The organism is Candidatus Polarisedimenticolia bacterium, assembly GCA_036001465.1.
In the GTDB taxonomy this organism is placed as follows: domain Bacteria; phylum Acidobacteriota; class Polarisedimenticolia; order Gp22-AA2; family Gp22-AA2; genus Gp22-AA3.
On sequence record DASYUH010000032.1, the window covers coordinates 220,041 to 243,004 of the forward strand.

The 22,964-nt window shown below is 59.9% G+C and carries 21 protein-coding genes; 9 read left to right on the plus strand and 12 right to left on the minus strand.

What is annotated here, in order from left to right; genetic code table 11:
• Positions 1-356: 356 nt before the first annotated feature.
• The 7 genes from VGV60_06700 (at position 357) to VGV60_06730 (ending at position 6,811) form a co-directional block, all read left to right on the plus strand.
• Positions 357-1,178, plus strand: a complete 822-nt coding sequence (locus tag VGV60_06700; GenBank protein HEV8700945.1) for a hypothetical protein — start codon at positions 357-359, stop codon at positions 1,176-1,178.
• 732 nt (positions 1,179-1,910) lie between these two features.
• On the plus strand, positions 1,911-3,026 hold the full coding sequence (locus VGV60_06705; GenBank protein ID HEV8700946.1) for a hypothetical protein: 1,116 nt from the start codon (positions 1,911-1,913) through the stop codon (positions 3,024-3,026).
• Positions 3,001-5,007: a hypothetical protein gene (locus VGV60_06710; protein HEV8700947.1), complete on the plus strand. Its 2,007-nt coding sequence runs from the start codon at positions 3,001-3,003 to the stop codon at positions 5,005-5,007. The genes VGV60_06705 and VGV60_06710 overlap by 26 nt, the downstream gene beginning before the upstream one ends.
• A 40-nt stretch (positions 5,008-5,047) precedes the next feature.
• Positions 5,048-5,230 (plus strand): hypothetical protein, encoded by a 183-nt coding sequence (locus VGV60_06715; GenBank protein ID HEV8700948.1) that lies wholly within the window; start codon positions 5,048-5,050, stop codon positions 5,228-5,230.
• A gap of 194 nt (positions 5,231-5,424) precedes the next feature.
• Positions 5,425-5,577, plus strand: a complete 153-nt coding sequence (locus VGV60_06720; GenBank protein HEV8700949.1) for a hypothetical protein — start codon at positions 5,425-5,427, stop codon at positions 5,575-5,577.
• A gap of 79 nt (positions 5,578-5,656) precedes the next feature.
• Complete coding sequence (gene radC / locus VGV60_06725; protein ID HEV8700950.1) at positions 5,657-6,373, plus strand: DNA repair protein RadC; 717 nt, start codon at positions 5,657-5,659, stop codon at positions 6,371-6,373.
• Positions 6,374-6,541: 168 nt separating this feature from the next.
• On the plus strand, positions 6,542-6,811 hold the full coding sequence (locus VGV60_06730) for a hypothetical protein (protein HEV8700951.1): 270 nt from the start codon (positions 6,542-6,544) through the stop codon (positions 6,809-6,811).
• Positions 6,812-6,921: 110 nt separating this feature from the next.
• On the opposite strand, the gene VGV60_06735 is transcribed toward VGV60_06730, so the two are convergent.
• The 3 genes from VGV60_06735 to VGV60_06745 all read right to left on the minus strand — a co-directional run bounded on the left by VGV60_06735 (position 6,922) and on the right by VGV60_06745 (position 14,221).
• On the minus strand, positions 6,922-9,978 hold the full coding sequence (locus tag VGV60_06735) for an SIR2 family protein (protein ID HEV8700952.1): 3,057 nt from the start codon (positions 9,976-9,978) through the stop codon (positions 6,922-6,924).
• A gap of 162 nt (positions 9,979-10,140) precedes the next feature.
• Positions 10,141-10,749 carry a recombinase family protein gene (locus tag VGV60_06740; protein ID HEV8700953.1) on the minus strand — a complete coding sequence of 203 codons (609 nt, stop codon included), beginning with the start codon at positions 10,747-10,749 and terminating at the stop codon, positions 10,141-10,143.
• A gap of 223 nt (positions 10,750-10,972) precedes the next feature.
• Complete coding sequence (locus VGV60_06745; protein HEV8700954.1) at positions 10,973-14,221, minus strand: exo-alpha-sialidase; 3,249 nt, start codon at positions 14,219-14,221, stop codon at positions 10,973-10,975.
• Between the two features lie 146 nt (positions 14,222-14,367).
• On the opposite strand from VGV60_06745, the gene VGV60_06750 reads away from it, so the two are divergent.
• Positions 14,368-14,676, plus strand: coding sequence for a tyrosine-type recombinase/integrase (locus VGV60_06750; protein HEV8700955.1), 309 nt, complete (start codon positions 14,368-14,370; stop codon positions 14,674-14,676).
• Between the two features lie 332 nt (positions 14,677-15,008).
• On the opposite strand, the gene VGV60_06755 is transcribed toward VGV60_06750, so the two are convergent.
• The 4 genes from VGV60_06755 to VGV60_06770 all read right to left on the minus strand — a co-directional run bounded on the left by VGV60_06755 (position 15,009) and on the right by VGV60_06770 (position 19,411).
• Positions 15,009-16,121, minus strand: coding sequence for a phospholipase D family protein (locus VGV60_06755; GenBank protein HEV8700956.1), 1,113 nt, complete (start codon positions 16,119-16,121; stop codon positions 15,009-15,011).
• A 48-nt stretch (positions 16,122-16,169) separates the two neighbouring features.
• Positions 16,170-17,060, minus strand: coding sequence for a site-specific DNA-methyltransferase (locus VGV60_06760; GenBank protein HEV8700957.1), 891 nt, complete (start codon positions 17,058-17,060; stop codon positions 16,170-16,172).
• Positions 17,057-19,168: an N-6 DNA methylase gene (locus VGV60_06765; GenBank protein ID HEV8700958.1), complete on the minus strand. Its 2,112-nt coding sequence runs from the start codon at positions 19,166-19,168 to the stop codon at positions 17,057-17,059. Before VGV60_06765 ends, VGV60_06760 begins: the two co-directional genes overlap by 4 nt.
• A 75-nt stretch (positions 19,169-19,243) precedes the next feature.
• Complete coding sequence (locus VGV60_06770; protein HEV8700959.1) at positions 19,244-19,411, minus strand: CopG family transcriptional regulator; 168 nt, start codon at positions 19,409-19,411, stop codon at positions 19,244-19,246.
• A 522-nt stretch (positions 19,412-19,933) separates the two neighbouring features.
• On the opposite strand from VGV60_06770, the gene VGV60_06775 reads away from it, so the two are divergent.
• Positions 19,934-20,122, plus strand: coding sequence for a hypothetical protein (locus tag VGV60_06775; protein ID HEV8700960.1), 189 nt, complete (start codon positions 19,934-19,936; stop codon positions 20,120-20,122).
• A gap of 672 nt (positions 20,123-20,794) precedes the next feature.
• Here VGV60_06775 and VGV60_06780 read toward each other — a convergent pair.
• From VGV60_06780 to ssb, 5 genes are all read right to left on the minus strand, one after another.
• The gene (locus VGV60_06780; GenBank protein HEV8700961.1) at positions 20,795-21,028 is read right to left on the minus strand and encodes a DUF2188 domain-containing protein; all 234 of its coding nucleotides are present in this window, start codon (positions 21,026-21,028) and stop codon (positions 20,795-20,797) included.
• Positions 21,029-21,173: 145 nt separating this feature from the next.
• Complete coding sequence (locus VGV60_06785; protein HEV8700962.1) at positions 21,174-21,872, minus strand: hypothetical protein; 699 nt, start codon at positions 21,870-21,872, stop codon at positions 21,174-21,176.
• Entirely contained in the window at positions 21,869-22,228 is a 360-nt protein-coding gene (locus tag VGV60_06790; GenBank protein HEV8700963.1) for a helix-turn-helix transcriptional regulator, read from the minus strand. The genes VGV60_06785 and VGV60_06790 overlap by 4 nt, the downstream gene beginning before the upstream one ends.
• A gap of 88 nt (positions 22,229-22,316) precedes the next feature.
• Complete coding sequence (locus tag VGV60_06795) at positions 22,317-22,508, minus strand: hypothetical protein (GenBank protein ID HEV8700964.1); 192 nt, start codon at positions 22,506-22,508, stop codon at positions 22,317-22,319.
• A gap of 16 nt (positions 22,509-22,524) precedes the next feature.
• The gene (ssb, locus tag VGV60_06800) at positions 22,525-22,950 is read right to left on the minus strand and encodes a single-stranded DNA-binding protein (GenBank protein HEV8700965.1); all 426 of its coding nucleotides are present in this window, start codon (positions 22,948-22,950) and stop codon (positions 22,525-22,527) included.
• Between the last annotated feature and the right edge of the window lie 14 nt (positions 22,951-22,964).

The window sequence follows — 22,964 nt, forward strand, 5'->3', positions numbered from 1 at the left end:
GAAAGACCCTCGCACGGGTAGACGACAGGCAGCGCGGCCTACGCCAGTTTTGGTTTACGACGGCGAGCCAGTACGATCTCGCACGGCCGGCAGCTATCCTCGAGCCCATCTGGCACGTAGGACCTCGTACGGCCAATAACAGCACGCGAGGCGCCGAGGATTCTCCTAGACGCCTCTTCGACATAGAAGAACGTAGAGCCCGCTGACATCTCAGCGGGCTCTGTTCATCATGTACCTGCCTTACGCCGACCGATCCATCGTTCCGGGCGTATAGTATTCGCCAAGAGCGAGGTCTAGCCACCTCGCTCCTGGCCCGTCGAAGTTCTGACGGCGCGTCACCATGAAGAGGAGGCTACATGGAGACACGCCCCAAAACTCGAAAGCGTGAGGATTGCGAACATTGCGGCAATCCTCTTCCGCCTGGACAAAAACAATTCTGTCCAGATACGTCTTGCGCAGTTGATGCCCGCAACAAGAGACGCAGGGAAGACCCTGTTAAGCAGGCGAATAACAGGGAGGACCAACGCCGTCACCGGGCGCAGAACCCCGGCTGGGTCGCGGTAAAGCGTCACGCGGATGGGATGCTTCACCGCATCAACTCCAGCAAGCCGCCTGAGGACCGGTGGGCAGCTCGACTGTCGCGCGCGCCTTTCTTAGAACACGTCAAACGGCTCTACGGATTCCCGGATCATGAGTCCCCCCTTGTTCTCGGGAAACTCCATCTCAACGGTAAGGTGGCGGCGCTTGCACAGCTCGTCTTTCGTGCTGACCAGGTTATTCCGGAAACCAAAAGGGAATTCGACGCGATCTACCTGCCCAAACCGGGCGCGGACTTTCATGGGGACATCACGCCCCGGCGCGGTGAAGGTCGCACCGTGTACGACAGCGTCGATCCGCGAGGGTGGTTCCCGATCTCTACGAAGTGGCCGGGCCGGAAGGAACTTGAATACTGCATCGATCGAATCGCATGCTGTTTGCCTGTCGATGAAAGACGCGGCTGGGTCATTCAAGTCAGGACCCTTCCTGGCACCAACAAGCTAGGGGAACAACGACTTCGTCTCGCGGTTACGGCCCATAAGCAACTGGCGGCGTACCGACATTACCTGCCCGTGCCGGCGCAGGGAGCCAAAACCGGAAAGGTCACCCCCTTATCAAAGCGCAGGGTTCGACATGGTTGACCGCTTACCATGGTGCGCACGCCCCCGAACCAATGGGAATCCCGAGGGGGGAGTGAACGACAAAGGGACTGTGACCACCTACGACGTTGAGCGTGAGGCGCTCAGCTCCGGATAGGTGTGAAGTGCAGTCCCAAGGATAGGCCGTGATTGCTTTTGGAAGCCCACAGCACGATCGTGGGTGGTTGGGCACGCGACGGGGCTTGAGTTAAGGCCATTTCATCTCGGCCATCAGGGATGGCGAGGTGCCCTCAGAACGTCGTGTGAGAAGTTTCATCGTGGTGAGTTGGTAAAGCGGACTGTACCTGTTCGCCTCGCGCTCACCGCTTGGAGCATCTCATGCGGCGCTTTTCTATTCCTACCCACACCGACGCATCGCGCACCCCCGTGCGCGGTCCGCCTTGATTGCGGATGTTCGCGTTCCGGTGCGTGTCCACCACAAAGGAAAACCGGACGGAGAGTTCTAGGCTCCCGCGTCCGGCGGTGACGCACCAAACCCTTAAGCCCATCAGCCAAGGAGGAATTTGGTGTTGGTCGTCGTCTTCATCATCAGGCAGCGGGCCTCAGGAATCAATAGGGATTGTCAAGGCCTGGCGCCCGTCCGTCTGCGTGCCACCCTCCAACTGAATCCGGCGCACCCGCATCCGCCGCTCGCGGCCGGCCTGCTGTGGCGCTCCCTTCTCTTCAGATGCGATTCCCCGCGCCCGTTCGCGAACGGGCTTCCAGGAGAGTGAAATGGACGAGAATCTCGACTTCGTAGCTTTGTTGGTGTCGGCCTGCATCGTCACCGCACTTGCACTCGCGCTATGGGAACTCTGGCGGCGCCTCAAAGTCACAGCTACCCCGCCTGCGACAGGGACTCCAGAGCACCGAACGCTCGCGCTGGCGGCTGACGGGCGGGAGGTGTTTACCCCAGAACCGCTGCTTGTCGGCCGGGTGTACAGAGTCCAGGTGACGGGCGTTTACAGCTTCAAGCGCGGAGAAGTCAGTCGCTGCGCGGACGCGTTTCATGCCACTGACGAACACGGCAATTTCGTCGATCATCACAACAGACTCTTTCTTGGCAATCAGCAGCTGGCCCATGTACCACACATCGTGGAGATGGCCGACCGCGACGCGCATGCGTACTGCTTCTTGATCGATGGGAACGGCGAGAAGTTTGCAATTGCGTTGCGCTCTCTCGGGACCTGTCCGTCGGGCACGCTGCGCGTCGAGGTCGTCCTGCTCGATCCCGCAGAGAGAACCGTGGCGCTCCAGCGTGAAGAAGAAGCACACCGGGCCGCTATAAACAAGATCAAGCAACAGATTGCACAGCTGCGGGTGTCGTCCGAAGTCAATCGGAACTGGGGCGACCCGGCGTTCGTGGCGGACGTCTCGAAAAGCCGCGCTGCATCTCTGATTGCAGACCAGCATGGCATCCGCCAGCACTTCATCGCGCTCCACGAGAGCAACCCGCAACTCGTTGGGTACATGCGGGAGCACGAGCCGGACCTTTGGGCCCGGCTGACCGGCCCGCTGGAGGCCTTCCTCGCAGCAGAGCGCCGAGACGCAAAACCCACGAAAGCCGGCGTCGAGTCTGGGCCGAAAGAGAAGAAGCCGAGACCCACGGCCGAGCAGGTTCGCGCGCGCATCGTTCGCCGTCTGACGGTGGCGAGCGATGACCAGAAGGCCGCGCTTAAGAGCGTCCTGACGGCATGGGAAGACAAGGCCGCCATTCTCCGCGGGTTCGGGCTCGAAGAGGAGGAAGTCGCGGAGGCCCTCGGCACGAAGGCCGAGGCGCTTAATGACGTGCTCAGCGAGCTCGCCGAAAGGAAAGGAGGGTCCCATGCGACACCGCAACAGTTGGCGTAACCCCCCTGGTGCAAGCGGTCGGGTTCGGAGCCGCGGCGTCTTCATTGGCACCTTAGCGGAGACGGGCGCGCCGCTGAGGCTCAATCCGGATCTCTTTTCCACGCACCTGGAGATTGTCGGGTCTCCCGGCACGGGCAAGACGCGAGAGCAAATGTGGCTCTTTTCACAGGTTGCGCGGGTTCCCAAGGCGACTGTGATCGCCATCAACCCGAAGGGCTCTTCGGGTGAAGAGCTTCGAGACTGGGTGATAGGTCACGGCCTCGCCAAACGTCTCATTTGGTTCGATCCGGGGGAGGAGGGAGACCACGTACTGGGCTGGAACCCGCTCCAGCCCAACGGCTTGCCTATTGCGACCCACGCGAAGGCGACCCGCGAGGCCATTCGCGCGTCGTGGGGGCAGTCGGACTTCGACCAGACGGCACAGCTGGCCAGGTTTCTCTACTTGGCGCTAGCCGTCACGCGGGAGCTTGAACTCACTCTCGTGGAGGCGCTGGCGGTCCTCGATCCAGGATCGCCTCTTCGTCGGGAGATCCTGCCGCAGCTGCGGGACCCATTCGTGCGAGCTTCGCTCACGCGCCTTGACTCGTATCCCTTGGCGCTGCAAGAGCAGCTTGTCGCGAGCACGGTGGCGCGCCTCGAGTCTTTTGTTTTGGATCCTGCCATACGTTTTATTTTGGCCCGTCGCAGCAACTGCCTGCGCATAGCCGATGTCGTAGACCAGGGTCGTATCATGGTGGTCAACATGCCAGTCTACGCCCCACTGCGCGCCGACGATGTGAGGCTCCTCGGCCGCCTCCTGATCAACGACATCCTGAGCTACGTGTTCTCACGCCCCAAGGAGGCACGCACCCCCGTCTACCTGCTGATTGACGAGGTGCAAATGCTTGCCACTGAAGATCTTGCGGTGGCCTGCGAAGCCGGCCGCGAGCTAAATTTGAACTGCATTTTGGGACACCAATACCCTGAGCAGCTCCGCACCGAGGCATCGGACAGGCTCTACCACGCCGTCATGAACTGCTGCCGGACGAAGATGGTGTTCGGAGGGCTATCGACGGAGCAACTCGACACGATCACCCGCGAAGTCACGATCGAGCAGTACGACCCGAAGGCGGTCAAGGATGAGCTGTATGCCTTAGAGATTGAGCCCGTCGAAGCCGTGCGCGTGGTGCGCACCTTCAGCAGCACAGAGTCAACAAGCCGCGGCCACAGCCATGGTCGCGGCGAGGCCACGTCTGACGGCGTCACACGCGGCGGGTTCAGGGCTTACGGGAAAACGAAAGGTCGGTCGGAGAGTGAGTCTCAGATGACATCAAGTGCGCACGCCGCCGGCTACCAGGCGGTCATGGGCACGGGCCAGGTCGTGATGCCGGACGGCCAGATCGTATCGACGAACTCACACGATGGTTCGGGTGTCTCGTCCGCATCGATTGCTGGGTCTGCAACCGCGCGCGGTAGCGCCACGAGCGAGAGCGAATCCGTTCAGCACGGACGGTCGGTGGCGCAGACAAAGGTCTCTCAGGTCAGCACGAACGAGAGCGAGAGCGAGGCCGAGAGCACAAGCTCTGGCTCTGCGTTCTCGATCATCCCTTGGAACGCCTGCATCAAACGGCTGCGCGTCGCGTCGCGAACGTTCTGGACGGAGGCAGAATACCTGACGGAGCAGCTTAAGAAGATTAAGGGGCTTCCCAAGGCGCACTTTCTCCTCAAAACCCCATCGAGCCCTGCTGTTGTTGTACGTGCGCCCTATGTGCCGACGCCGGTCATTGGGAAGATTAGGCGGCAACAAGCGCTTGCCCTAGTCTACGCGCAGCCGTTCTACGCTCGGCGCGATGAGATCTCGGCGGATGAGCAGAGGTCGCTTCCGAAGAGTGCATCGACCGAAGCAGTCGTCATCCGCAAGGCGGAATCGGTCACCGGGGTCCGCCTCCGCCCGCCCTTTAAGAAGACAGTGGGAATCCTGCGAGCGAAAACAACGCGCTAGAATGCCCTATGGCACGAGATCTCGACGGAGGTAAAGGTAGATGACTTGGCCATTCAGCAGGGAATGGCGTGTCAGGCGCCATCTCGAGAAGCACCAGCGAGAGAGAAGAGAGCTCGAGGACCGGGTCCGGGAGCTAGAACAAATCAAGCTCTCGGCCCGGGAGCAACTGAAGGAGCTCGAGGACGACCTGAAGCTCTGGAACACCGTCCAGCTCCACAAGTAGCGGGCAGGCACAGGGCTCTCTCCGTCTCAGCGACGCACGGCTTGACCGCTTCGTCTGCCTTGGTATAGTCCAGCCACCGCCCTGCTCACCGAAAAAGAGCGGCCGCCTAGGCCGCTCCGGTGGGCGAATAGGGCGCGCCGGCGGCCTTTTCCGGCCGCGGCCCTTCGTACCTTCCCCCCAACAGGAGCGAACCCATGACCCCATCCGAGGCGCTCATCTACCTGAGCGCTCTCCTCGACGACACCCTCGACCACAACGATCCCGTTGACGCCAAGCGCATCGAGGCTGTCGAGCTCGCAATCGAGATCGTGAAGAAGGAGGACGTCCGCTCGAAGGCCGCCAGGTAGGTCCGCTCGTTACACTTTCTCGCCGCTCTTTCCAGCTGTTCCCATTTTTCCCCGTTCCTTACAACCCATAGGAGGACGTATGCCCGCACTTGATGAGGGCAAAGCTGCGGCTAGCTTGCAGCCAACGCCCACCAACAATCAGGCCCCCGCCACGGTGCGCCTGCGCGAAAAAGCTATACGGTCCGGCACCAGCTCTCTCACCAACGTCGAACTCCTCGCCCTGCTGCTTGGAAGCGGCTCCGCTCGACACAACGCTCTTGCAGTTGCGGAGCAGCTCGTCGAGCAGTACGGAGCCGAGAAGTTACCGGACCTTCCCGTCACAACCTGGCAGAGCGTCCGCGGCATGGGAGGCGCGAACGCCTGCCGTATGGCGGCCGCGTTCGAACTCGGCCGACGTCTCATGACCTCGCCGAACGCCGACGAGCCGCGCGTCAGTTCTCCGGCCGAAGCCTACGCCCTTGTGCGCGACTTGAAGAAAGCACGGAAGGAGCACTTGGTCGCCCTTTACCTCGACGCTCAGAACCGGCTCATTACCCGTGAGACCGTTTCAGTCGGCAGCCTCAATACCACCCGCACCCATCCCCGCGAGGTCCTGCAGCCTGCGATCGTTAATTCCGCGCTCGCGTTCATCCTGGTTCACAACCACCCAAGCGGGAGCCTCGACCCCAGTCGGGACGACGTTGAGTTCACCCGGACCATGGCTCGCGCCGGCGAGCTCATGGGCATCAACCTCTACGACCACATCATCGTGAGTCGGCGGGGTTTCGTGAGCCTCAAAGAGCGAGGTCTACTCTAGGCCGCCGCCTCGTCCTTTCAAGCGTACCAGCGAGCCTCGTCACCAGGTCAAGGTGTTCCCTTCGGGCGTCCACCTTGACAGGTGCCCCTTCCTCACTGGCCTTGCTGTCAGGGCCGCGGCGGCAGGTCGAACGTCACGGCTCTAACAAGCTGACGAAGGAGAAGTCCTATGACGTTCAAGTTCCAACTCGGGCGCACTGTTATAACCAGGAACGCCTTCGACCGGCTCTCGAACGACGACGTGCAGATTGCCTTGGCACGTCACGGAGCTGGGGACTGGGGCGATGTCGGCCCGGAGGACCGGCAAGAGAATGAGCTTTCGCTCCGCGAGGGGTTCCGCTTGCTCTCGGTCTACCAGTCGAAGGCAGGAGAAAAGTTTTGGGTCATCACCGAAGCGGACCGCTCGGTGACTACCATCCTCCTGCCGGAGGACTACTGAAACACAAAGCCTCGTGCACCCTGCACGAGGCTTTCTTCATGCCCCCTTCCCCGGATTCCGTGCGGCCGGTGCCACCCCCCGCACGGAGATACGGCCGCCGAGGGCGCTTCCTAGGCCTGTCGCAGCTCGACAGCAACCTGCCCCCGTGCGGAAAACGCCAGCTTGAATGTCACCCGCATGTCTTTGACCAGCAACAATCGACCGAATTTGGAGCCGTGACAGAAAATATCCGGATACCCAGGAGCCCTGAGAAAAGCATATCCTGGACCAACTTTCACGACTGTGCCTTCCAACCTCCAGGGATTTTGCCGTTCCTTCGGATCACCCGGCGCGAACTCCACGCGCGTGGACTCATCGAAGCTAAAGCCCGCGGTTTTCGCGGCCGCGAAGATCTGATTTGCTTCTGAGAAGTCACCATTAACGAACAGCATCCCACCTAGGGTCGCTACGTATCGTGGGTCTCTCTTTCCGTAGAGTTCCCCCAACCTAATCACTGCGATCGCCTTTGAATAGGGATCACCGAGATCCACCAAACATTGCGCATACTCAACCCCAGCCCGGAACTCGTTCGGATCGCTCTCAACCGCACCCCGCAGTATACTTGCTGCCTTCTCCAGCTCACCGCCTCGCCGATAGGCTCTTCCCAATAAATACCGTGCGATCGGACTTCCCGGGCTCGCAAGGACAGCCTTCTCAAGCGCAGCAATAGTCTCCGGTCGCTTACCCAACCATTTTTCGATCTCTGACGACATGATCCACAGACCGGAACGTTCTCTCGCCTGTCTCAACCCTGTACTAATAATCCCCTCAGCTCTGCTGACGTATTCAGACTGTTCTTCTCCTTGAGTGCGTTTAGCCCATCCCAGGTATAGGCCCGCCAAACCCTGATAGGAATACGCATCCTTGGGATCGGCGCTGAGCGCTTGCCGGTAGGCCTCTTCGCTTTGCGCCATCCGCTTTCGCCCTATCTCGGCACTCGCTGCGCTTAACGCTAGCTGTTGTAATACCGAACCCTTCGTGTGATACAGGACTCGTACGCCGGGCGCCACATCGATGGCGTGTTCAATTTGCGCGAGCGCAAGCTCTAATTTGTCCATCCTGAGGAGCATTCGCGCATAGTGCTGCAACACATACGGGTTTTCTGGATTCTTTCTGCAAGCAGCCTCGAAGAATCTAATCCGTCCGTCAAGCGACGCGATGCTATCCACTTGTCTGTCGCTTCGGATAAACGACTCGAACGCGCGCACATCCGTGTAATATGTAAGGTTCAGCTTGTTCAACACCGATAAGATGATTGTCTCTTTGTCCGAATCAGCTACGCACCGGTTCCAGACGATCTCAGCGATAACTTGATGACGCGTACGAGCCCCATAGACACCACTCGACTCGTCAAGGCAGTCCCAATGAATCACACCCTCAGTTGCATCCTTTGTCGCCGCATGCAGTGATGCGATATCCACGTCGAGAACCCCGCTGAGAACGCCGTCCCTTAGATACGTTCTAACGGACGAGCCACAGCTTACAGCTGCGTACAGTCGACGGGCCGACTCATTCTCTAGGCTTCTATACTCGTCTTCAATTATCGCATCGAATCCCCGATTCTCCGTGGCTTCGCGCATTACGACCAAGAGCTGTTTACCGTGTTTCTCCTTTATCGCCGCAACCTGGAGGTCGTGATCCAACGGCTCCAGTGCCTTAAGAGCGTCCTCGCGTCCCAAGAACTCTAATAGCCGCTCGATCTCAGCATCACTGAGTTCTTTAACTGAATACTCTTTCGCGCGAAGCCTGCTGTGGACCTGTCGCCACTCGTTCAATCTTTCCCCCAATACTAAGAGGGCCGGCCTTCCTAACTCGCGAAGTCGCTGCAGAACCGTCCTGATTTCAGTGCTGTGGTCGGCGGCGTTATCAATGAAATAGAAGGTCCTGGCCTGATCGAGGGAGCCAGCGTATTCCACATCCCCTTCTAACATGGGGGTGCCCCTTCGATGCATGAAGACCGCACCTGCTCTGTCAGCCGCCAATTTGGCAGCCAGCGTCATGAGAACTGTTGAGACTCCGTATCCTGCTGAGCCTAGTAGAATTATGCTCCCCGCGCTCGGGGTGGTAGCAGTTGCAAAGTCTATTAGATCATCGTAAACCGACTCTTCGACATCTCTCTCGAACGTAAGATGCCTCGCGACGAGTCCCCAATTTGGCAAATCTCCCGATAGAAATGCTTTGATGTTTGGGGCCTCTTGAAACTGGGCCTGATTGACGTAGGTCCACGAATTCAATAGCCGCATCGTCGCCGCGGGGTTCGCGTCGAAGGCCGACACCAGGTCTGATGGGACGCTGGACTTGAGCGCGTCAAGCCGGCTCGGATCAATCTTCAGCGCTTTCAGGGTGTCGCTCGCCCCTTGCGCGAAATCCGCAAGGGAGCTTGCGATAGTCTCAATTCCATGCGATCGGAGGATTTCCTCGTCGAGTGGATCGGTGTCGAGTGCAACTCGGTACGAGGGTGGGGGTGATGATGGTGAAAACTCTGAACGGAGTTCAGAGTGGACCATTCGCCAATCTAGGTCCTCGTGTGCGTAGCCGACGTAGAGGATCGTTGACGTAGCAAACTCTTTTCTAAGCGTTTCAAAAAGCATTCGGCGTGGTTCGCGAAACGCTACGTAGTCCTCTTCCGTGATTAGGATCCGCGCTTTTTCCGTTCCGAACAGAGTTCCGTGTAGGTGATAGACGGGAACCTGGAAGCGAGGATCGTAGGGAACGAAAGCGGCAGTGCTGGAGATTGTTACTGGGGTCTGTTGTGGTTCGCCGCTTAGCTCGTAGGTTCTCTGGATCAGAGAGTCATAGTTTGTCGTGAAAACCGCCTTCCACCGCAAGGAAAATAGCCACTTCAGATGATCGTCAGGCTCCAATCCGGTCAAACGTTTTCCTAGATATGCCTCTAATTCTCTTCGTCCACGTCGGAGCTCTACGATCTGCGCGATTTTGGGCAGGCTGGGTGTTTCAGTCGCCTCGATGCCAAACTGTATCGCAAGGTCCTTCGCAAGCTGCCTTCCTAACGGAGCCGGCTCCCCGTTCTTGTCCCTCGCACACGCGCCAACCCCAGAACCCACAAAGAGGACGCACTGCCCGGATTCGAGGGCGTTTCGTAGCCCTAGGGGAACCAACTCATCCATCGATGGGTTCCTCAACAACCAGTGACTGAGATGCACACAGCGTCGAATGGCCGAAGGCTACCACACCTAGGCAGGTGCTGATCGGTTGCGGTCGGGAGGTGGCGGCCAACATGTGGTCCTCGACTTGCGGGCAATGGTGGCCAGGGGTGGGCATGTCCTACCTCAGGATTCGCCGAGGATCCTCATCCCCCGATAGATCGAACTGCGGCTCACGCCGAGCTGTCTTGCGATGGCGGCCTTCTTCTTCCCCGCAGTGAGAAGGTCCTGCACGGCCGCCGGTTTCTCCTTCGTCAGCCTGTGCCTCTGCCCGCGCTTCTTTCCGCCCCACCGCTTTCCCTTCGCGCGGGCCTGAGCGATGCCGGCGCGGATGCGTTCGGAGATGACCTCGCGCTCATACTCGGCAAAGCCGGCGATGATGGTCCGCATGAGCCGGCCCGTGGCCGTGCTGGTGTCCAGCCCGTCCCGCAGTGACACAAACCTGACGCCGGCCTCACCCAGGCCATCGAGAAAAGTGATTGTCTGGCCGGCTGTTCTGCCCAACCGATCTAGGCGCCACACGACCAAGGTCTCAATCCTTCCTCCCCGAACATCCTCCTCTAGCTTCCGCATTCCTGGCCGCTCCAGCGTGGAGCCCGTGAACCGGTCGCGGTACCACAGGACCGTCCTGCCTCGACCGTGGGCGCGGAGCCACGCACGAAGGTCCGGCTCCTGGGATCTCACGTCCTGGCCAGTGGTCGAGACTCGCAGATAGACGGCAATCGCCTTCTTCATGCCGTTAGTGTAGCAAATCAACTAATGATGAAATAAAACACGCACACCAATGGTCGGGATCCTGGGAAAGGTAAGCGGGTCAAGACTTGCCGGGCTTACCCAGACTGTTGAAATGGTGCGGGGGGGGGTGCCCCTTCCATCATGGAAGCCACATCAAAGGTCAACGCCTGACCGGAGGACGGAAACACAAGAAGCTTCACCGCCCCTTGCAGTATTCACACTTCTAGGGGCAGGCACTACTCAGCCGTTCAGTCCCGTCACTCTGGTATCCGTACGTCCCATTCCCCAGGGCGTTGCGGCCGCGAACGAGATACCAGAACCCTTGTCCACTCTGCGGGAGAGTGGGATCATCGTTTGTGACGGTTGATATGCCGGCAGCAACGCAAGTAGGAGTCGAGCCGGCGACGGGTAGCGAGTACAGATCGCCCCGAATCACGTCGTGCACCGTCGCGATGCCCGCCTGCGTCGTCGCCGAACCCCACGCCAGTGCTGTCGCCGAGGAAAACAGGAGGCCGCTTACTTCCGCGGGGACCGCGATAAGCGTGGGATCCTGTGGGGCCGAATCGCACGCATCGCCAGCGCCGTCATTGTCGGAATCTACCTGGTCGGGGTTGTGGACAGACGGACAATTGTCCTGACTTTCGCAATAGCCATCGCCATCGATGTCGTTCTGAGCGTCCCAAGGGCATGGGTCCACGTTCGCGCAGAGTCCGTCGTGATCCAAATCATTCTCTGGATCGTTCGGGCAAGCGTCACAGGCATCCCCGACTCCGTCGCCATCCGCATCGCTCTGCGCGACGTTACTCGTCGTTGGACAATTGTCGCAAACGTCGTGGATGGTGTCACCGTCCGCGTCGCTCGAAAAGGAGGTGCCCAGCCCGATCCGTGAGAGGAGCAGCAGGGCGCCCCCGTCAGCACCCAACCCGAGCACCTCGAGCAGCGCATCACCGGTGGTCGGCGATCCCGACGGGATCGAGGTTACTGAGTCCACCGAGCCGCTACCATCGGCGGTCGCCGTAGCAAAATCGACCTCATAAGTGCCGTCGTCAGCGACCAACCGAATAATGAGTCCTGCTCCGGCGCCATAGCCTTTGCCTAGTAACCGCACCGCCTGACCGGGAACGTAGAATCCATGGCTGTCGCATGGCGGCGCAACCGCGGGCTCGACCCTGAGATCTCCAAGGGACGGGAGCACTGTCAGGGAGCCCGCGGCGACGCGTGCTCCTGTCCCCATCGGATTTGGGTTCGCCGGCAGACCAGTCGGTAGTATGGGCCAGCCAGGAGTTGCTAATCGATTCTGAATATACGAGAGCAATCTCTTCGCATACTGATTCTGTCCGAAGGAATTCGGATGGAACGACCCGGAATGATTAGGAATCCAAACGGGGTTCCAACCATTGAGCCACTCAAGGGGCGCACATACTTCGTGTCCGCTGAAGCGAGTGGTCACATCGATAAAATGAACGCCCTGAGCTGCGGCCACCGACTGAAGTGTAACGTTCAGGTTGTCGGCAGCGTTGTTGAGGAACGTCCGCTCGGCGCTGTCGAACAACAGGCCTTCCGGTTGTAGGCAATCCCCAGCCGCAAACAAGTGAGGATAGTCGAGCACGAATACTGCTGCGTCTGGGGCAAACTGCTTGATCTCCTCGTAGATGATCGCGACGCGCGGTGCTGTAATCAGTGAAATCCGATCAGCAAGGATCTTGTTCAGTGGCCTCGTATCGGCCGGCGCGAAAGGAACGAAGGAACTTGAATCGCAACGCCGGGTGGTCCCACAGAGGGTCAGAACCTCGTCAAACCCCACATCGTTGCCACCAATGGTAATCGTGACCATGTCGGTGTTCTCGTTGACGATGTAGGTGTTTGGATCGGCATCGTACACTCGGTCGAGCTGCGGTGGTTCGCCAGGGGCACTGTCTGGAGAAATGCCCCCATGCGCGACGTTATACGTTCGCGCGCCGCTGCAGGCGAGGAACTCCTCGTCACCGAGGGCGACTCCAGGAAACTTGAACTGGAAACCGTAGGCCCTTGTAGAGCGGTGGCACTCGTTGACGCCCTTGTTCGCCGTGCCAGGAAGGTAGCCAGGAACCCCCTCTCCCGACGAGTACGAATCCCCAAGGGCTGCATAGAGGATGCCACTGCGCGACATGAGGACGTCGAAGTCAGGGCCGAACCTACCGCTTGAGTACCAAACCGCCATCCAGTTGCCCGCGCCATCCGTAGTGACTTTAGGATAGGAGTCGTCATAGGGGTCTGTCGCGGCGTCGGTGTTCAGAGCCTGTGGCGGAGTCCAGGTCGCACCGTTGTTGGTGCTGCGCGAGACGATGATGTCCATGCTAGACCCGAACCTACCCCATGAGTCCCACACCGTCACCCAGTTGCCCGCCCCATCCGTCGTGACTTGAGGAAAGCGGTCGTCGCCGTATTCCGGATCTGTCGCGGCGTCGGTGTTCAGAGCCTGTGGCGGAGTCCAGGTCGCACCGTTGTTGGTGCTGCGCGAGACGATGATGTCGGCGTCACCGCCGAACCCACCCCTTGAGGACCACACCGCCACCCAGTTGCCCGCGCCATCCGTCGTGACTTGAGGCTCAGAGTCAACGGCGCTGTCCGTCGCGGCGTCGGTGTTCAGAGTCTGTGGCGGAGTCCAGGTCGCGCCGTTGTTGGTGCTGCGCGACATGATGATGTCGGCATCAGTGCCGAACCTACCAGCCGAGTACCACACCGCCACCCAGTTGCCCGCGCCATCCGTCGTGACTTGAGGGAAGTAATCGAACGCGCTATCCGTCGCGGCGTCAGTGTTCAGGGCCTGTGCCGGAGTCCAAAATGCACCATTGTTCGTGCTGCGCGAGACGATGATATCGACAGTAGTGCCGAACCTATATCCGAACCACACCGCGACCCAATTGCCCGCGCCATCCGTCGCGACTTGAGGCGAGTAGTCATCATTGGATTCTGTCGCGGCGTCGGTGTTCAGAGCCTGTGGCGGAGTCCAGGTCGCGCCGTTGTTGGTGCTGCGCGAGACGATGATGTCGGCGTCACCGCCGAACCTGCCCCTTGAGGACCACACCGCCATCCAGTTGCCCGCGCCATCCGTCGTAACTTGAGGCTCGGCGTCAACGGCGTTGTCCGTCGCGGCGTCGGTGTTCAGAGCCTGTGGCGGAGTCCAGGTCGCGCCGTTGTTGGTGCTGCGCGAGACGATGATGTCGGCGTCAGCGCCGAACCTACCCCCCGAGTACCACACCGCTACCCAGTTACCCGCGCCATCCGTCGCGACTTGAGGAAGGTAGTCGATGGCGCTGTCTGTCGCGGCGTCGGTGTTCAAAGGCTGCGGTGGGGTTTGGTCCCCCCCGAAGTAGCCAAGCAAGTTGCTTTCGGCAGAGAACGCCGCCCAAACGACCAAAACCAGCCATAGATCCCTCAGCTTCACCGGCGCACCGGACCGCGTTGCAAAGCGTCGCTGCCTTTTGCTCATCGTGCCTTCCTTTATTGCCTGGGAGGGAATTTTGTTCTAGTTGGACCAATGATCCCCCAATCACTGCTGGGACGTCAAGAATCTTTGGTAGCCACCTACCTAGTTCTGCTCCACGCGGTCAGCCAGAAGGAGCTCTCATTACGGCATTGCGCGGCTCTTCTGGGGCGACGCCCCTCTTCCGGACGATGGGCGAGAAGCGGCAGCTCACCGCCGAGCGGATCACCCGGAACGACATCCTCCGGATGGTCAAGCACCGGGCCTTGGCCGCGGGGCTACCCGACACGACTTCCTGCCATACCTTCCGAGCAACCGGAATCACCGCCTTCCTCGAGAACGGCGGCACCATCGAGAACGCGCAGTTGATCGCCGCCCATGAGTCCCGCAGGACGACCGAGCTTTACGACCGGAGCTCGGACGAGATCACCCTGGACGAGGTCGAGCGGATCGCGATCTGACCTGGCCGTCCCACGTCAGCCAAAGATGAAAAGGTACACTTATCTCGGAGCAAGCCTCTTGAAAACAATGGCTTTTACAAACCCTAAGTGGGAGTGGGTTGAAATGAGACATTCTTGCCGTCAGCGAGACGCTACGACGTGACCGGCGGGCCCCAGCTTGCGACCGCTTCTTCGACGGCGCCTATTGGAGGCGCAGCCATCTGTCTTAACTCGCCGGCGGCAGGCGTTTCGCAGCACGCGACGCGCCCGCCTGTGAGTGCCTGCTTCTCGTCGAAAAGCTCGCAGCTATTGTGGCTCTGGTACGCCCCGAAACTGTTTAGGCTGAACCATACTCAGATAAACCGCCACCAAGTGGCTCTCTCGGCATCACTGATCGTCATCTGTGTCGTCCCGTTACCCCTACCCTCCTCAAGGCTCGCCATAATCTGGTTGCCCTGCGGGGACCCCATATCGTACGTTTCATACATGATACCTTCTGGCGTTCGCTCAAATCGGGCCACCGGCTGGGTGAACTCTCTCATCTCCGGGATTTCCATCTTCATCGTATTCCGACCGCCTCTGGCGGAGGCTTCTATGATGGCGTGTCCTTGTCCGGAGTGTCTGCTCCGAACCTCCGCGGCGCCTTTGAAAAACGTGTCCACAACCCGGAAAGGTATCTGTGTCTGCGTCGGGCGGTCGGTTACATGCGCTTTCCTCAGCCGCATCAGAAGAACGGTCCCCGATGGAACAGTGATTTCTGCCGCTGGCCGGGCAGGCCGCCGGGCTCGCTCACGTGCGGCAACTGCGCGCCCGGCTTCTACCGCTGCGCGAGCCGGGGCCCCAAATCGCCGTGACCCGAACAACGGGGGGCCTTCGCGGCCAGGCCCTCGTTCTCTCTCCCGCTGGATTTGAGCTCGTACCACTGCTTCGTCTGGCACATACCCTTCCCTTCGCAATCGCGCAAGAAACTCCTGATCCAGCCGTGCCGCGAGTCTACCGGCCGTGTCCTTCCAGGACGATAGTGCGTCGAGCGTCTGGGCCACGACTGGCTCGTCCACGCCCATGTCTACCTGCAAGCCCGCCTCCACATTCACGTACAGGCCATACTCAGTGAGGTTGTTCGACCCCACGATCAAACGTGCTTCCTCCTCATTTCGGAAGAGGTACAGCTTCGGATGGAAAATGCTGCCTGCTTCGTTGTGGTAGACGAAGGTCTCGGACCGTCCATACTGCTCCAGAGCCAGCAGAGCCTCTAGACCTTCTCGCGTCGTGTTGCGGAGATCAATCCCTACGATGAACGATGCCTCGCCGCCCTGCCTCAAGAAATTCGCAAGCGGTTCGGTAAGATACGCCATCCCAGAGGCGCGCACCCAAGCTACAGCTATGTCGATCTTGTCCCAGAACGGATCTACGTGACGGATCAGCTCGTTTCCAAAGCGGACTGCTAACGGCTGATTGTAGAGCAAGGCGTCTCTCTCTTATTGCGGCCGCGTTCTTGTCGGGACGGTGACGAACTAGAGCGCATCTCCGTTCACCACACGGTCCATCCCCGCGACAAGGTCGCGGTACACCTTTACTTTTGGACCCTTCGTTTTCGACAATGCCGGTTTGGCGAAAATCAGAACGTACTCGTGCACGTTCTTGAACAGGAAATTTGGGGGATAAGGATAGCTCCCGAATATCGGGCGCTGCGCTCCATAGGAACCCCACTTTCCGCCAGTACCGTTCTTCGACCAGATAATTTCATTGACCATCACAAATCCGATCTCACGCAGAAGGACCGCGAAGTCGGTCGCCAAGGGAAACGTCAGCAGGCCATGATCCGTATGCTGGTTCACATTGGCGGTGACAACGCACATCTTTCGACCCGGCATCAGAACACGAAAACATTCCTCGAAAACCGGACGTACGCTCTCGAGAAAAGAGCTGTAGCTCTCGATCTTGCCGAGGTTACTCTGTGAATGACCGTAATCCGCCTTATTCCAGTACGGCGGGCTGGTGACGACCAGGGCGATGCTGTTGTCTCGGACGAAGCCAAGCTTCCGGCTGTCACCGCAGACAGCTTCCAGCGCCTCGAACGCCGGCGAATGGCCGTTGCTGAGATTCTTGCATTCCTTCTTGATGGTGCGCACGTACTTCGCGTTCTGGTCCACGCACAGAGCGCGCCGTCCCAACGGGATCACCGCCCGCGCCGTCGTGCCCGTTCCGGCAAACGGATCAAGTACCGTTTCACCGTAGAAGCTGAAGAGCTTCGCCAAGCGAAGAGGGATTTCCTCGGGGAACACCGCCGGATGGTCATCCCGGCTCGTGTTTGCGATCATCCAGACGGTCTTGGTGTATTCCCTCCACTCGTCCTTTGTGACCTTGCTCTTTTCCTTAATAGACTTGGCTACGCTTTGCGTCATACCTCTTCATCCCCCTCGGCATCCGTCATCGCTTGGTCTCTCAATTCGGCCGCCACGGTTCGCGCTGTAAATTGCTGAAGCTCGTCCACGAATGCCTTCTCCAAGCCCGCAATGACCGCGAGCGTCTCATCAGCCTGGCGCCTAATGTCGTCATGACCATTCGGCGAATACGCGAGGGACGTCCGCCCCCGGTTCAGGCTAATGACGGGCTTCGTTCTTATCGCAGACCAAAGCGCTGCGCCGCTTTCCGAAAGAGACCGCGCCACCTCCTTGCGAAACGCTTCAACACCAAACGGAAAATCAGTGATGAAGCGCCTCGACACATGAAACCCATCGCCGTGCGTGTGCCACCACCAGTACGCGAGATGACTAGAGAGTATGGCGAACACGGCGAGAGCGTCCCTCTCCGAAGCGCACCTGACCGCGTGCAGGGCATTCTCCGAAAGTGTCTCCTTACCAGAAATGTGGTCTCTCCGCGGCTTCAGGAATACGTTGAGAAAATTGTAGGCAGTAGGCCCCACGAAGACGGTGCGCTTGTCCGCATCTGGTGTCCCAGCCAGACCCACTCGCTCGATCACCTGCGCCACTTGCTCCAGACGCTCCCACCGATTACCAAGCGCTTGCATTGCCCTTGCTTGAAGAGCCCCTTCGATTTTCGGGATCCCAGCCCGTATGTCACCTTCCACCGTCGTAAAGGTCAGACTGTGGAACATCGCCGCCCGGCTGTCGCCGCGCCATTTTCTCAGTGGACCCGTGGATACAACTGGGCACGTGTCCGAAGGCGTCCTCGACCACAGCACGATGGTGTTACGAGTTTTTACGTCTTCGCCAAAGAGCGCGTGCGGCTCCCTATCGAAGAACGCGAACCGCCATCGCCCGCGCGTTTTCGCAATCAACTCTCGCGCGGTAGTAAATTGCGGCCCAACATTGCAGGCCAACGAAAGCGGGACTACGAGCGCCCCTGAGCAGCTCTCCCGATCGCCCAGACGTATCATCTGCTCCACGAACGCCAAGAAGATTTCAGCGCCAGGCTGTGGCTTGGCAGCGATTGTTTCGTATGTGCGGGCGAGTTCCGATAAGTCCCGTCGCAGCCCCAGATCCGCGTATGGCGGATTCCCCAGGATGACGGTTGGCCTGCCCTTCAACGTGGGGAACAAGCTGGCAAGTGGAGTGCGGATACCAGCCCCTCCGCTTTCCCCTAGGACGTTCCCCTCGGCATCGATGCGCAGCGTATCAATGCAGGTAAGATTCTCGCGCAACTGACGCCACACCTTCCCCGGCGATGTCCCGTTCCCTTCCGAGCAAGGCCAGCAATCTGAGAATAGAACGAAAGCTGCCGCATCGAGCGGCCACGGGTCGATGTCAGCTCCGAAAAGACACTCTGACGCCAGCCGAAGCACGCCCTTCTCGGGATGGCGTCGCCTCATTTCCTCCAGCGCCGCCCGAAGAAAGACGCCGGTCCCGCAGGCAGGGTCGAATATTCTTGGAAGAATCCCGGGGGCGGCTTCAGCCAAGCAAGCCGAAGCCATGTATTCCGCGACATCGGCGGGCGTATAAAAGACGCCCGCCTCGCGCTTGCGCTTTCGTGCCAAGTGCGTCGCAGGATCGCGCCTCACGCTGAGTCTGCTGCCAGGTCCGTGAGGATCGAGGATGTATGGCAACAACTGAAGGTACGCCGAAGCATTTGCCTCGCCCCGCAAGGCAGCTGCAGCCTTATCGATTCCATGCTCCGAGGCCAGCCCCGTCAACCTCTCCCGCGTAGAATCTCCCCAAAACCACTGCTCAGCTTCCGTCAGTGAGGCCGAGGTGGCAATCCCTTTCACCGCGACTCCGGCCACCCACATCGCGACAATCGCCCACGCGGTCATCTCTGCATCTGTCCGCCCTGAATCTCTCTCAAGCCGCCCCCGCAGCGGCGACAGAAGAGCCGCTCGGGCTTCTGAACAATCCGTTCGCTCAAGCGACTCTGAGAGGGCGGCGACGGCCTCCCGAATCGGCCTCCCGTAGGTTTCGACGGTCGTTGAAAGAACGTGCCCCCGCCGCGGAATCGCCAATCGTAACACCTCGCACTGGACCGGATCCCACACAGGGCGCAGCCTTTCAAGCACGCCTACTTGCTCCCGGGTTCCAACCGTCGCTGCCGTCAATGGCAGCCTCTTTTCGGTTTCGTGGACGGTCGCACGCTAGTCTCCCCCCCGGGACAGCGGCGCCCGATCCGCGACGTACTTCTCCGCTGCGTCACGCACAACCCAAGCGATCGAAACCTTCTTCTCTCGCGCGATTTCTTCAAGCGTGCGGTAGAGCTCAGGCGGGAAACTCACTGAGGCCCGCAGGGCGGTTGGGGGGTTCATCCTCCGTCTCTTCTCTCTTTTCACAGGCACCTAGTGGGCCTCCGAATCATTTTCTGCACCACCTTACACCAACTTGGTGCTCCGTGGCTAGCAGGAAAATGAGACTCTCGCTTCCCGGTCAGACGAGTCCACCTCGCACGTTCCACCCGTATGAAAATCGCAAGTCGGGAAGCTGCGCTTCCCCTCCACCCACCAGGGCGCCAGCCTCACGGGAGAGAGGTCGCCGTCTCGTTCTTCGCATCGTACCAGTGGCACCCCCCGCTATAAAGGGTCGCCCTGCCCGCTGCGAGACCGACCTTGCGCGCCGGCGGTCGCGACTGTGCCTTCGGCACAGCAAGCGTCGTCGCCCCTGCGAGGCTCCGATCGTCGCGATCGCGTCGCCGGTCTCTTGCTTCCCGGTCAGTCGAATCCACCGCGCACGTTCCACCCTTGACAGCGGGTGCCCCCCACTGGCCTCGCTCAGGCACCGAGACGGCGGTCGAACGCCTCGGTTCTAAAAAACTAACCAGAAAGGAAAAACATATGGCGTCATACAACGAGGAACTCTACAAGCGCGCCTACCAACAGTTCAACGGCCTGGTGGACGTTGAAGAGGTCTACCACTTCGTGAAGACGGTTGCGCTTGAGAGCTTCAAGAACGGCCTTGCCGCGGGCAAAGCAAAGAGCGCCTCTCGGGCGAGAAGCGCTCAGACGACTACTCGTTCAGAGTAGCAAGTCCGTGGAATCGGTCAAGCCCCCCACCCGGGGGGCTTTTCCGTGTTCGGCTGGCGCCCGATCCCCCACCCAAGTTGCGGGCGGCGCGCCCCCGCCCGCTCTTGCGACCACATTCTCACGCTTGCAATGATAAGCCCCAGAGACTTCCTGGGGCTCATCCTTGTCTGCCAAGCGTTGCTTCTAAGTCTGATCCGCGACTGGCGCCGTCCGTCCATGCGTCTTGCATGCCTCGATGCCATTCTCCATCGCTTGCCTCGAGGGATAGGTCTCGCCAGTGGCCAACACTTCGTTGTTCGCCCCACGCAGTACGAAGTAATACTGACCATTTGACGCTGTGCGCCGGTCATACCGATGGTCCCAGCGCGAGTTCTCGCGCGCGGACTCGATACCGTTCTGCGCCGATGCCTTCGCGGGGAAGGTCTCGGAGGTTAGCAGAACTTCGTTATTGTTTCCCTGCAACGTCCAGTAGAACGCCTTCCGGTCATCGGTCCGCTTCAATTCATAACGAGCAGGCATTGCTTTCTCCTCTGGACGCACATCGCGCGTCCGAAAAAGGAACCGCATTCATTCCATCAGCACCAGGTCGAGCCCTTATACTTCCCCGGGGCCTCTGCCCTGTTCACTTCGCGCAGCATTACCGCCAAGATCGCGAGCATCCCGTCCAGTCTGTTAGTGTCTTGTATCCTTCGGTGGATTTGGGTCCGGGCCGTACGAATCCTTGTCGCGAATCTTCCCGTGTTGGTTGTGAATCACAACCTCTCCGCCTGTCCGCTCCGCGATCTCTCGAGCTCGGTCGATTGCGTCGCGCTGCGTATCGTGGATGGAACTGACCCGCTCCGCGTGCGGTTTCTTGACTACCCAATCGGCACCGCGGCGAACAACATGCCTTTCCTTCTCGCTCATCTAGGCACCTCTTTGAGAAATGGACCCATGAATGGACCCGGCCTGCTTGAACAAAAACTCCCCTCCACGGCAGCAACCTCCGTCAACCGTCAAGGAGAGTGACACTGTAAGCATACGGTGACGCATACGGCAGCAAAAAAAATCATCACAAGGTCCCCTGGCCGCTCTCTGGATAGAGCAGGTCCATTCGGATTCTCACGACCGCAGGGTTAACGTCGAACACCTCAGCGAGATCCCGCACCGCATCACCTCGCAGTGTCTCCGGCAACGACATCAGGCCCAGTCGTCCCTTCGGCGCTACAAACTTTTCGATCGCCATCGCAACGAGCTTCTTCGGCAGCAGGAGGGCCGACATCGCGCGGTTTGCCTGGAACTCGTGCCACTCGTATCGAGGCTTCGCGCCGTTCCCGTCTTCGAGCTCACCTTCCCGGCACATCACGCGTGGCGCCCCAGTGTCGTTGAAGTCTCCGAACAACAGCGGCTCATCAATCCCCAGAGCAAACAGATGCCCGTGTAACAGGATGTGCCCGGCCTCGTGGGCCATGGTCGTCCTGGCACGGCGAGATCCAACGAGGGAACCATCTTCCAGTGCCCTCGAGATTATTACCTGCTCTGCGCCGCGTTCCCCGAAGAGAGTCACACCAAGCACCCTGGAACCCAGGTCCTCATACTCCGGCGTGATGTTGAACCGCTTCTCTATGAACCAATCCACTCGTATGGGCTTTGGTGACGATGGCATCAGCCCGACGCTTTCCAGTTCCGTCGAGGTGATTCTCTCGAACTGCACCTCCTTGTAATAAGGTCGCTCTGGAAAGCGCCCGCCGGAAGCGCGATAGTTCCTCACGAACCCCCGCCCCTCTTCCTCGACGCCAACTGCTTGAGTAGTTTGGCGAGCTCGTCGCCGCTCACGTCTTGATCAACTACGCGCCGCAGCGCGGCCGCGAGCTTTGGATCTCGCTCGCCACGCCGCTTCAACTCCTCGACAGGTGGTCGCGGATCGAGAGTCCGAAGCTCCTCGACAGTCACCTCCAGAACCTGCGCCATTTTCTCCATGATCGTCTCCGACGGGTACCTGCGCCCCAACTCAATATCCGAGAGGTAAGGGGCCGTGATACCGCCGAGCCGTTGGGCAAACTCTCGCAGCGACAGCTCCTTCTCCTGTCGCAGCTCCCGAATCCGCTGCCCGAAGGTCTTCGTCACAGCCTAAGCATACCATGTACGAACCGTTCCCGAACAAAAAAAGAGGCCACCAGACCTATTGGGTCGGTGGCCTTGCCGTCTTCGGGCTTCAAAGATCGTTTAGCTTAAGCGCGTGCTGAAGCACTCGCCGTCGCTCCTTCTGCGACAAGTGCGTGATCGCCCCCAGGGCCTTCAGGGCATTCCCCCGCACGTCGTCTTTCGTGAACGTGACCTCGCGGGGTTTCCGCAGTTTTAGTCGCTTGCGGTCCTTCGGTGACAGGTCCTCGAGCTTGACCGCCACGCTTCACCTCCTGAAGTCAGAGCGGACTGTCATCCTCTGCCGGCCCCTCGTGCACGAGCGGTTCCGCCGGCGCCGCGGGTATCTCGCCGCCAGCCGGCACCTTCCTATCCTCGGGCCGACCCAGCAGCTGAATGCGTTGCGCGATAACCTCGGTGACGAACCGCTGCTCCTTCTCCTTGCCCAGGTACCCCCTGGTCTGAAGGTGCCCCTCGACGTAGAGCTGGCTACCCTTCCTCACGTACTCGCCGATGACCTCGGCCGTGCGCCCGAATGCCACGACACGGTGCCAGTCGGTGCGTTCCTCTGTCTTGCCCTTCTCGTCCGTCCAGCGCCTGGACGTTGCCAGGTTGACGTTGACCACGGATTTCCCGTTCGTGGTCTTTCGAACCTCTGGGTCGTGCCCCAAGTTGCCCAGGAGCGTCACTCTGTTCACGCTAGCCATGATCCTCTCCTCCA